The sequence below is a fragment of the Devosia sp. genome (assembly GCF_040509215.1).
Classification (GTDB): domain Bacteria; phylum Pseudomonadota; class Alphaproteobacteria; order Rhizobiales; family Devosiaceae; genus Devosia.
The window spans coordinates 26,080-35,621 of the sequence record NZ_JBEVLL010000151.1 but is presented as its reverse complement, the minus strand read 5'-3'; the positions used below and the strand labels follow the sequence as shown (position 1 = coordinate 35,621).

12 protein-coding genes are annotated in these 9,542 nt (G+C 61.1%); 6 read left to right on the top strand and 6 right to left on the bottom strand.

Features of this window, described 5'->3' with window-relative positions; translation table 11 throughout:
- Positions 1-20: 20 nt before the first annotated feature.
- Entirely contained in the window at positions 21-227 is a 207-nt protein-coding gene (locus ABW043_RS08420) for a DUF1737 domain-containing protein (protein ID WP_353920769.1), read from the bottom strand.
- 72 nt (positions 228-299) lie between these two features.
- Here ABW043_RS08420 and ABW043_RS08415 point away from each other — a divergent pair, with 72 nt between their 5' ends.
- The 3 genes from ABW043_RS08415 to ABW043_RS08405 all read left to right on the top strand — a co-directional run bounded on the left by ABW043_RS08415 (position 300) and on the right by ABW043_RS08405 (position 2,026).
- Entirely contained in the window at positions 300-938 is a 639-nt protein-coding gene (locus tag ABW043_RS08415) for a carbonic anhydrase (RefSeq protein ID WP_353920768.1), read from the top strand.
- A gap of 401 nt (positions 939-1,339) precedes the next feature.
- On the top strand, positions 1,340-1,588 hold the full coding sequence (locus ABW043_RS08410; protein WP_353920767.1) for a penta-EF hand family protein: 249 nt from the start codon (positions 1,340-1,342) through the stop codon (positions 1,586-1,588).
- A 102-nt stretch (positions 1,589-1,690) separates the two neighbouring features.
- Positions 1,691-2,026, top strand: coding sequence for an EF-hand domain-containing protein (locus ABW043_RS08405; protein ID WP_353920766.1), 336 nt, complete (start codon positions 1,691-1,693; stop codon positions 2,024-2,026).
- Positions 2,027-2,035: 9 nt separating this feature from the next.
- Here ABW043_RS08405 and ABW043_RS08400 read toward each other — a convergent pair whose 3' ends face one another.
- Positions 2,036-2,917 carry an EamA family transporter gene (locus tag ABW043_RS08400; protein ID WP_353920765.1) on the bottom strand — a complete coding sequence of 294 codons (882 nt, stop codon included), beginning with the start codon at positions 2,915-2,917 and terminating at the stop codon, positions 2,036-2,038.
- Between the two features lie 101 nt (positions 2,918-3,018).
- On the bottom strand, positions 3,019-4,062 hold the full coding sequence (locus tag ABW043_RS08395; protein WP_353920764.1) for an aspartate-semialdehyde dehydrogenase: 1,044 nt from the start codon (positions 4,060-4,062) through the stop codon (positions 3,019-3,021).
- 328 nt (positions 4,063-4,390) lie between these two features.
- On the opposite strand from ABW043_RS08395, the gene ABW043_RS08390 reads away from it, so the two are divergent.
- Entirely contained in the window at positions 4,391-5,581 is a 1,191-nt protein-coding gene (locus tag ABW043_RS08390) for a BaiN/RdsA family NAD(P)/FAD-dependent oxidoreductase (RefSeq protein ID WP_353920763.1), read from the top strand.
- Here the strand turns inward: ABW043_RS08390 and ABW043_RS08385 are convergent.
- Entirely contained in the window at positions 5,578-6,144 is a 567-nt protein-coding gene (locus ABW043_RS08385; protein ID WP_353920762.1) for an acyloxyacyl hydrolase, read from the bottom strand. The two genes, ABW043_RS08390 and ABW043_RS08385, sit on opposite strands and share 4 nt — an antisense overlap.
- Positions 6,145-6,189: 45 nt before the next feature.
- Complete coding sequence (locus ABW043_RS08380; RefSeq protein ID WP_353920761.1) at positions 6,190-6,708, bottom strand: acyloxyacyl hydrolase; 519 nt, start codon at positions 6,706-6,708, stop codon at positions 6,190-6,192.
- Positions 6,709-6,886: 178 nt separating this feature from the next.
- Here ABW043_RS08380 and ABW043_RS08375 point away from each other — a divergent pair, with 178 nt between their 5' ends.
- Together ABW043_RS08375 and ABW043_RS08370 are read left to right on the top strand one after the other, a co-directional pair.
- Entirely contained in the window at positions 6,887-7,900 is a 1,014-nt protein-coding gene (locus tag ABW043_RS08375; protein ID WP_353920760.1) for an LLM class flavin-dependent oxidoreductase, read from the top strand.
- 84 nt (positions 7,901-7,984) lie between these two features.
- Positions 7,985-9,187 carry a GGDEF domain-containing protein gene (locus tag ABW043_RS08370; protein ID WP_353920759.1) on the top strand — a complete coding sequence of 401 codons (1,203 nt, stop codon included), beginning with the start codon at positions 7,985-7,987 and terminating at the stop codon, positions 9,185-9,187.
- Positions 9,188-9,208: 21 nt separating this feature from the next.
- Here the strand turns inward: ABW043_RS08370 and ABW043_RS08365 are convergent, their stop codons facing one another.
- Entirely contained in the window at positions 9,209-9,487 is a 279-nt protein-coding gene (locus ABW043_RS08365) for a hypothetical protein (RefSeq protein WP_353920758.1), read from the bottom strand.
- Positions 9,488-9,542 lie beyond the last annotated feature (55 nt).

The window sequence follows — 9,542 nt, the reverse complement described above, 5'->3', positions numbered from 1 at the left end:
TGGCCGGCCCGAGGTAAACCTCAGAAGTCGATGAGCTTTTTTTCCGGATCGTAGGGTTGATCCTTGGCGACGCGGGTGACGGCCTGGCCGCAACGCATCTTCTTGCTCACTGCATCGAAGGCATAGGTTGGGCTGCCATGCAGCTGCCAGCCTTCGGAAAGCGCCTTGGTGACCTTGTGGCAGAACAAGGAGTCGTCCTCGCCCGTAAGGAAGCGATAGATGAGCATGCATACCCCCATTGCGGCGCGAGCCCAGCGCCGAGATTGATTCTCTTGCCTCTTAGCGCTAATCGAGACGGCATGCACAGCTTTCCGCAAGACTTGCTCGACGGTCACGCCAATTTCCTGGCCGGGCGTTATGCCCGGGAAAAGGAACGCATTCGCGATCTAGCCTCGGCTGGCCAAAAACCAACCACCATGATCATCGCCTGCTGCGATAGCCGCGCGGCGCCGGAAATGATTTTCGATTCCGGGCCCGGCGAGATGTTCGTGCTGCGAAACGTCGCCAATCTGGTGCCGACCTACCAGCCCGATGGCGGCCAGCACGGCACTTCGGCAGCGATCGAATTTGCCGTCAAGGCGCTCAACATCGCCAATATCGTGGTGATGGGTCATGGCCGCTGCGGGGGTATAAAGGCAGCGCTCGATCCCGACTTCAAGTCACTCGACGAAGGCGACTTTATCGGCAAGTGGATGGCCATGCTCGGCGAACTGCCAAGTCAGCTCGGCCAAAACAGCCTTCTCACCTCGACCGAGCGGCAGACGGCCATGGAGCGCATCTCCATCCGCAATTCCATTCGCAATCTGCGCACCTTCCCCTATGTGGCCGATCTCGAAGCAGAGGGGAAAATTGCGGTGCACGGCGCCTGGTTCGATATCTCGACCGGCGAATTGTGGGTCATGGACCAAGATGGTGATTTCATCCGGCCCGAGCTCTGAGCTGGCGTTTCTTGGGCCAAGCGTTCCTTTGACCATCCGGAGAAATTCGGGTGGTAGCATTGTTGATAGGCGGCTAAGCACTTGCCGGCGGGCAATTGCCCCCATTTCGCCCTCAAGTTGAACTTGTGCTGCTGAAATCGTGATCAGTCATTTGGGCTGATTTGACGCGACGACCCGCAGTCAACTTACAGTTTTCTAGCCAAAATCAATAGAACTACCGATGTCTCGGTCAATTTCCGTTGCCCGGAAATAGCCCAGACATCTGTCCGATCACGCCTTTGTGTGGTCCGTCGACAGACACATTGGGCCGTCAGTCTTTGGGTCATGGGCGGCAGGAGAGCTGCCCATCGATGGAAGACAAATCTTCCATCGCACGTTCCCAAAAACATGGAGCTACCCCCATGAAGAAGATCGTTCTGTCCTCCCTTATTCTCGTTGGCCTTTCCGGCGCCGCCATGGCGCAGGCAGCTACCGATTTCGCCTCGGTCGATACCGATGCCAATGGCGGCCTCTCGCTCGTTGAAGCGCAGGTTGCCTGGCCCGATCTGACCCAGGAAGCCTTCACTGCGGCCGATACGGACGCCAGTGGCGAGCTCAGCGCCGAAGAATATGACGTCCTGGTTGCGGCAGCCCCTGCGCCCGCCAGCTAAGCCTTCGCCCGGCTTCGGGCAGCACGCCACCCCGGCCCTTACGGGGTGGCGTCCTCATTTTGCGACACTGTCGCCCTTCTTTTGACCATAGGACTTTCTCCCATGCGCAAGATCGCTCTCGGCCTTGTGGCCGCCACCCTTTTCGCCGCGCCCGTCATGGCGCAGACGCCGCTGACCTTTGCCGATGTCGACGCCAATGGCGACGGACGCCTCAGCTATGAGGAATTGCAGGTGGTCTGGCCTGACCTGACGCCAGAGGAATTTGCCACCGCTGATATCGAAAGTGCTGGCGGCTTGACGCCGGAACAGCTCAATGCGCTGCAGCCGGCCAGCGTGCCGGTACCGGCCGAGGCTGTTCCCGTGCCGCTCGATGTTCCGGCCGATATCCCAGCCGATGTACCGGCCGACGCTCCTGCGCCAGGCGCCCTGGTACAGTAGAGCCCATATTCAGTCGGGCCGGATCGCCGGCCCGACTGTTTTCGATTTTTGCAGGGTAACGACGAGACCCGCGATCACCAGCAGACCACCCAGGATTTCGATCAGGGTGATGGTTTCGCCCAGCACCAGATAGCCCGACAGTAGCCCGGTGATCGGGACGAGCAGGGTGAAGGGCGCGACGACCGACGCCGGATGGCGCCCCAGTAGCCAGCTCCAAATGCCGCCGCCGAGCAGCGTCGCCGGATAGGCGAGGAAGGCGATGAGCGCTGCGTCGGACCATGAAAAGCCCGCAAGTGCCGCCATGATCGTATCGCCACCTTCGGTCACGAAGGACAGTGCTAGGAGTGGCAGGGGTGCGGCCAATGACCCCCATACCGTGAAGGCGATGGCATTGACCTTGCCGGCCTTTTTGGTGAGCACATTGGCAAGGCCCCAGGCGAGCGCCGCCAGCAACACCATCAGCAGCGGCACAAAGCCCGCGCCCTCGATGCGCTCGAAGGCAATGACGCCGATGCCGATAAAGGCAATCCCGGCCCCGATGACCTGAAACCTGCCCGGCCGCTCGCCGAGCAGCACGAAGGCCATGGCCATGGTGAAGAAGGCCTGGGTCTGCAGCACTAGAGATGACAGCCCCGCCGGCATGCCCCAGGCAATCGAGAGATTGAGGAAGGCGTAGAGCGCAAAGCCGAAGGAGAGGCCGAAGGCAACGACAAGCCAGGCCGGCGCCTTGGGCGGACGGACGAACAGAATTGCCGGAAAAGCTGCGGCGGCAAAGCGCAATGCGGCCGCCAGAATGGGCGGCAGCGCTTCGACGCTCAGTTTGATGACGACGAAATTGAAGCCCCAGATGGCAACGACCAGAAGGGCGAGGAGAACATGGCGGATGGGCATGGAGTAACTACCGGTACGCTCCGGTTGTACGCCTCCATCCCATCGGCCTCAACCCCTCCCCGTTTGCGGGGAGGGAGACGCTGAGCGCATGGCTTGCGCGATCAGGCGGCCAGGGCGCGGGCCTTGTAACCCTTTTCGATCAGGGTTTCGGCGATCTGGATGGTGTTGAGCGCGGCGCCCTTGCGCAGGTTGTCCGAGACTACCCACATGGCAAGACCGTTCTCGACCGTCACGTCCTCGCGGATGCGGCTGACAAAGGTGTCGTATTCACCCACGGATTCGATCGGGGTCGCGTAGCCACCGGCTTCGCGCTTGTCGAGAACCGAAATGCCCGGGGCCTCGCGCAGGATATCGCGGGCTTCGTCGGCCGAGATCGGCTTTTCGAATTCGAGATTGACGGCTTCCGAGTGGCCCACAAAGACCGGCACGCGCACGGCGGTGCAGGTGACCTTGATCTTGGGATCAAGGATCTTCTTGGTTTCGGCGAGAACCTTCCACTCTTCCTTGGTGTAGCCGTCTTCCATGAACACATCGATGTGCGGGATGACGTTGAAGGCGATCTGCTTGGGGAACTTGCTGGGGGTCGGCGAGTCGTTGACGAAAATGCCCTTGGTCTGGTTCCAGAGCTCGTCGACGCCTTCCTTGCCCGCGCCCGAGACCGACTGGTAGGTCGAGACGACAACGCGCTTGATGGTCGCGGCATCGTGGAGCGGCTTCAGAGCCACGACGAGCTGGGCGGTGGAGCAGTTCGGGTTGGCGATGATGCCATTGCGCTTGGGATCGGCAAGCCAGCGGTCGAGCACATGGCCGTTCACTTCGGGCACGATCAGCGGAACGTCGGAGTGGTAGCGCCAATAGGACGAGTTATCGATGACGATGGCGCCGGCTGCGGCGATCTTGGGCGCCCAATCCTTGGAGATGGCGCCGCCTGCCGACATAATGGCAAAGTCGATATTGGAAAAATCGAAATGCTGCAGGTCCTTGGCCTTCAGCACCTTGTCGCCGTAAGAAATTTCCCGGCCGATCGAACGGGACGAGGCGAGAGCAAAGACCTCGTCAGCCGGAAAATTGCGCTCGGCGAGGATATTGAGAACTTCGCGGCCCACATTGCCTGTGGCCCCGACGACAGCGACGCGATAACCCATTTTGGAACTCCGGTCCCTTTACCTTTTCCGCCCCCGCGCGATGGGTTTGCCATCGCGGTCAGTGCTTTGAGCCTCTCCCCGGCGGGAGGGAACCCGGGGAAAAGCGTCAGGCGGTTTTGGTGGTTTTGGTCATGGCAACGATGCCCCCGGCGGTGGGACGGGTGGGCATGAGAACGGCGATGTGGCCGAAGCTGCGCATGAAAATCAGTGCTCTGAGAAGAAAAGCAGGACTTCTCATACTCTCAAATAGGAAAGAGTCAATGAAATTGGAGTGGCGCCGGGACACCGGGGACGATACGGGAAGGCTAAAGAGCGGCGCGAGGCCAAAATGACCGATTTTGACATCATCATCCTGGGCGCCGGCGCGGCCGGCCTCATGGCAGGCATCGAAGCGGGGCGTCGCGGGCGGCGGGTGCTGGTGGTGGACCATGCCAGGAACCCGGGCGAGAAGATCCGTATTTCGGGCGGCGGGCGCTGCAACTTTACCAATGTAAACGCCACCCATGTCCTCGGGCGCGAGCGCTTCCTCAGCAGCAATCCGCGCTTTGCGCTCTCGGCGCTGTCACGCTTCACGCCCGAGATGTTCGTCGAGCGCGTAAAGAAGCGCGGCATTTCCTTTCATGAAAAGACGCTGGGGCAGCTCTTTTGCGATGGGCCGGCGACGCAGATCGTCGCCATGCTGATCGATGATCTCCGGCAGGCGGGCGCCGCCATCTGGACCGGCCGTTCGGTGGGTTCGGTCGAAAAGACCGATGCGGGTTTCAAGGTTTTGGTGGGTGACGGCTATGTCACCTGCGAGAGCCTTGTTGTCGCGACCGGCGGCAAGTCTATCCCCAAGATGGGCGCGACCGGCTTTGCCTATTCGCTGGCCAAGCAATTCGGGCTGGCGGTTACTGATACGCGCCCGGGCCTCGTGCCGCTGACTTTTGAGGAAGGCAAGCTGGAGGAGCTCAAGGAACTGGCTGGTGTTTCGACCGACGCAATTATCAGCCACGGCAAGACCAAATTCCGCGAGGCCCTGCTCTTCACCCATCGTGGGCTTTCGGGGCCGGCGATCCTGCAGATTTCGTCCTATTGGCGCGAGGGTGACAGCATTTCCATCGACCTCTTGCCCGAGCAGGATGCACTGGGTGTGCTTCAGGCCGCGCGCAAGGAGCAGCCGCGCAATCATATCCAGACCGTTCTGGCGGGACACCTGCCCAAGCGTCTGGCGCAACTGGTCGGCGATTTGATCAACCAGCCCGGCATGATCGGCGATTTTTCCGACAAGAAGCTGCAGCCGGTGGCCGAACAGGTCAGCCGCTGGACGCTGAAGCCCGTGGGTTCGGAGGGTTATCGCACCGCGGAAGTGACGCTGGGCGGCATCGACACGACCGGGCTCGACGCCAAGACAATGATGGCGCGAACGGTGCCAGGCCTTTATTTCGTGGGCGAAGCAGTTGACGTCACTGGCTGGCTCGGCGGCTACAATTTCCAGTGGGCCTGGGCTTCCGGCTGGTCGGCAGGGCAGGCGGCTTAGAATCTCCAGCCGAGGCGGATGCCCATATTGGTCAGGCCGCGGTTGTCGAGGCAGAGATTGGCATTGGAGGCGTGCTCGATCGTCGCCATGATCGAGGCATTTTCCGTGAGTTTAACGCCGATAGTGGCCGCCTCATGGAACAGCAATGTACAGCCGAGATTGCGCGCGGGCATCGGCGTTGGACCGAGGTTTTTGCCCGTGTGCACGGCGCCGCCAAAGGCGATTTCGACGAAAACCGGCGAATCGAAGATGGGCACGGTCCAGCTCACGCCGGCATAGACCATGTTTTCAAGGCCAGCCGTGTTGAGCGTGGCGCCGATATGGGGACGCAGCTCCCCAAGCGTGACCCATTCGGTCAGACCCGGTGTGGCGAACAGCAGCTCGACATTGAGGTTCTGCACGCGCTCGGCGTTCATCACATCGAAGAAGGTTCCGGGCTCGTCGACGCTGTGGGCAAAGATCCCGCCGCGAATTTCTGAAACGCCAAAATCCTGCGCGAGGGCAGGGGCCGAAAACAACAGAAGTGTCGCCATGCCGACACTGATGTTCTCAAAGACCTTCATCGAGGAATATCCACAGTAGCTGAGGATATTATGCGCATGAAAGGGTTAGAACTTCCAGCCCAGGCGAACGCCGAAGTTCGAGAGGCCATCATTGGCCTCGCAGTAGTTGTTATTGGACGTGTGCTCGTAGGTCACGGTCGCCGTCACATTGTCCGAGAGATTGGCGCCGATGCCGAAGCGCTCATAGAAGTTCACGCGGCAGCCGAAATTCTTGGTCGGCGCAGCCGCTCCGGTCAGAGCGCCGTCGTGAATGGCGGCGCCAAAGGTACCTTCGAGGTAAATCGGCGTATCGAAGACCGGCAATTGCCAGGTGAGGCCGGCATGGAGGAGATTTTCCTTGCCGCCGAGATTGATGGTGGTGCCGATCTCGGGCCGCGGAGAGCCGATCCAGCGGAAGGCATCGATGTCGGGAGACACGAACAGCACGTCGAAGCTGAGGCTTCTGACTTCGGTGATCCGCCACTCATTGACGAGAAAGGGCAGCATGGCGCCGTGCACATTATAGGCGTGCAGGCCAAAGCGCAGTTCATCGACGACGCCTGCCAGAGGATGGGGGTCGAGCAAACTCTGCGCGTTTGCAGTCCCGGCGCCACAGGCACCCAATACCATAGTCAGAAGAATAGCACGCCGCACAGCAGAACCCTCATTCACCCCAATTTAGCACAAAAGGCTGCTTCGCGTAAGCCTCTGGAAATCCATCGGCAGATACCGATATAAGCGGGGCATGTTTTTGGAGTTTCCCATGTCAGCCAGTTTCAAGCTTTCCCTGCAGGATCTCGCCCCGATTGCCCAGGGCAGTTCGACGGCCGAGGCCATGGCGGAGACGGTGAAACTCGCGCAGGCGGCCGATAGCTTGGGTTATGAGAGGCTCTGGTACGCCGAACATCACGGCATGCCGTCGATCGCCTCATCGGTGCCGGAAATCCTTATCGGGAGCGCCGCGGCGGCGACAAAAGGCATTCGCGTTGGCTCGGGCGGTGTCATGCTGCTCAACCATGCGCCGCTCCGGATTGCCGAAGCCTATCGGACACTCGAAGCCCTGCATCCGGGTCGCATCGATCTCGGGCTCGGCCGCGCGCCGGGCGGGGATGGCTACGCCATGCGGGCCCTGCGTTCCGGGGGCGGCGAGGAGTTTTCCAACTATCTCGCTGAGTTGATGGCTTTTGACGAGGACAATTTCCCATCCGACCATCCGTTCTCGCGCGTACCGGTTTCGCCCGGTGGCGTGCGCCTGCCGCCGAAATGGCTGCTCGGTTCATCTGGCGCCAGCGCCGAGGCTGCGGGTCAGATTGGCTTTGGCTATGCCTTTGCGGCGCATTTCTCGCACACACCGGCCGCGCCCGCCTTTGCCTCCTATCGCGCTGCGTTCCAGCCCTCGGCCGAGTTTCCCGAGCCGCGGACGATTCTTTGCCTCTCGGTGATCGCCGCGCCGACAGAGGAAGAAGCAAAGTTCCTCGCGACCTCGCAGGCCGTGAACTGGGCGCTGTTCGTGACCGGAGAACAGCGTCGATTGACGCCGCCGGAAGAGGCCCTGGAGCGCGCCAAAACCCTGACGCCGCAGCAGCAACAGGTGATTGCGCACCAAGGTGCGCTCTGGATGGTCGGTAGCGCCGAGCGAATGGCTGAAGAGATTGCTCAGAAAGCACGCGAAGCCCAGGCCGACGAGGTAATGATCACCACGACCATTCACTCCTACGAGTTGCGCCGTCGGTCCTTCGCGCTGCTGGCCGAGGCGCTTGGCATTGCCCCCCGCTAAGGGCGCTTTTTTCGGGTAAAACTTAACGGTCTTTTACCGAAACGACGGCACGATTGGCTCAGTCCCAACGTGCCGGAAATCTTCATGAGCGCAGCAGGCTTCGTGCTGGCCATCAACCTCTTTATTGCGGGGTTGTTCGCCACCGCCTTTGGCATTGTTGCCGCTTATTATCGCAGCGCCATCGGCGCGCGGTGGCTGGCGCTCGCCTATGCAACCGGCATCCTCAACGGCGTCTTCGAGTTCATCCTGCCCTATCAGGTCGACGCGCGGCCAGTGAGCGTTGCCATATTCGCGGCGTTCCTCTTCGCGCTTGCCCTTTCCAATGTGGGCATCGCCCGGCATTACGGCATCAGGCCGCCCTGGCTCGTTCTCGCTCTGATCGTCGTGGTGTCGCTGGCGATCAACGTCGCCATCATCGGCATGCCGCGCGATTCCTTTGTTCGCGCCATTCTCTATCAGGCGCCCTATGCGGCTCTGCAGCTTGTCGGGGCCGGGCTTATCCTGTCGCGAAAATCCAATCGCGCGCTCGATATGGCGCTGGTTGGCCTGATGGTTCTGGTCGCGCTCAATTTCCTCTCAAAACCCTTCATCGCCTTGATGATCGGCTCGGGCGGTTCGCCGCAGGGATATCTCGGCAGCAATTATGCCGCGATTTCCCAAAGCACGGCGGCAGTGCTGTTGATCTCCAATGGCCTTCTCATCCTGCTCATCATCGTGCGTGACATGATGTCCGACATGACCGCGCGCTCGGAGACCGACACGCTATCGGGTCTGCTCAATCGGCGTGGTTTTGAAGATCGAGCCGAAAAGGCCAGGTTGCTGGCCGTGCGGGCGCGGGCGCCGGCGGTGATGATCGTCGCCGATCTCGACCATTTCAAAGCCATCAATGACAGCTTTGGTCATGCCGCGGGAGATCAGGCCATCGCCGCTTTCGGTAGGGTTCTCAAGGATAGCTTTGATCTTCGCGCCGTCATCGGGCGCTTGGGCGGTGAGGAATTTGCAGTGTTGCTGCCCGGCGCCGACCTGGGTGTGGCTCGGGGCGCGGCGGAAGCGGCAAGACGGTCGCTTCGCGAGCTTTCCGCCGAAGAGCGCGGCATCGAGCGCCTCGTCACCTCGTCATTCGGGATTGCCGCCATGGAGCCGGGCGAAAGCCTGGCTGACCTGTTGCGGCGCGCCGATAAGGCACTTTACGAAGCAAAAGCACGCGGGCGAGACCGCGTCTGCGTGGCGCCGGTCACAGCCATCGGGATTTTGCGGGATGGGCCCGAGCAACAAGCCCGGGCCTGATTTTTTGTGTTGTTGCGCGAGCTAGTTCAGAGCAGCGCGCGGCACGAGTTCGCAATCCCCGGCCTGGGTCACCTTCAGCGCCAGTTGCTGGCGATCAAGTTCGGCGAACCAGGCGGTCCATGAGCATGGGCTCATGCCGTCGTCGATCGCGCCGCCCTGGCTGCGGACGAACCGCAGCAGCAGCTTTGATTTTTCCTCACCGAAACGATTGCGAATGCGAGCAACGGCGGGAATGCCCTTGCGATCAGTGACCCAGCTCTGGATATCGCTGTGTCGCGTCAGAGTATGCGTAGCGGACATGGTAGCCTCCTCCACGAGGTATTTTGGGCACTTTTGGCCCTTACCCGCCTAACGG

What these genes read in the sequence shown, in the direction of transcription:
- ABW043_RS08420 (WP_353920769.1), bottom strand. Translation starts at nt 227, where the DNA reads ATGCTCATCTATCGCTTCCTTACGGGCGAGGACGACTCCTTGTTCTGC.
- ABW043_RS08415 (WP_353920768.1), top strand. Translation starts at nt 300, where the DNA reads ATGCACAGCTTTCCGCAAGACTTGCTCGACGGTCACGCCAATTTCCTG.
- ABW043_RS08410 (WP_353920767.1), top strand. Translation starts at nt 1,340, where the DNA reads ATGAAGAAGATCGTTCTGTCCTCCCTTATTCTCGTTGGCCTTTCCGGC.
- ABW043_RS08405 (WP_353920766.1), top strand. Translation starts at nt 1,691, where the DNA reads ATGCGCAAGATCGCTCTCGGCCTTGTGGCCGCCACCCTTTTCGCCGCG.
- ABW043_RS08400 (WP_353920765.1), bottom strand. Translation starts at nt 2,917, where the DNA reads ATGCCCATCCGCCATGTTCTCCTCGCCCTTCTGGTCGTTGCCATCTGG.
- ABW043_RS08395 (WP_353920764.1), bottom strand. Translation starts at nt 4,062, where the DNA reads ATGGGTTATCGCGTCGCTGTCGTCGGGGCCACAGGCAATGTGGGCCGC.
- ABW043_RS08390 (WP_353920763.1), top strand. Translation starts at nt 4,391, where the DNA reads ATGACCGATTTTGACATCATCATCCTGGGCGCCGGCGCGGCCGGCCTC.
- ABW043_RS08385 (WP_353920762.1), bottom strand. Translation starts at nt 6,144, where the DNA reads ATGAAGGTCTTTGAGAACATCAGTGTCGGCATGGCGACACTTCTGTTG.
- ABW043_RS08375 (WP_353920760.1), top strand. Translation starts at nt 6,887, where the DNA reads ATGTCAGCCAGTTTCAAGCTTTCCCTGCAGGATCTCGCCCCGATTGCC.
- ABW043_RS08370 (WP_353920759.1), top strand. Translation starts at nt 7,985, where the DNA reads ATGAGCGCAGCAGGCTTCGTGCTGGCCATCAACCTCTTTATTGCGGGG.
- ABW043_RS08365 (WP_353920758.1), bottom strand. Translation starts at nt 9,487, where the DNA reads ATGTCCGCTACGCATACTCTGACGCGACACAGCGATATCCAGAGCTGG.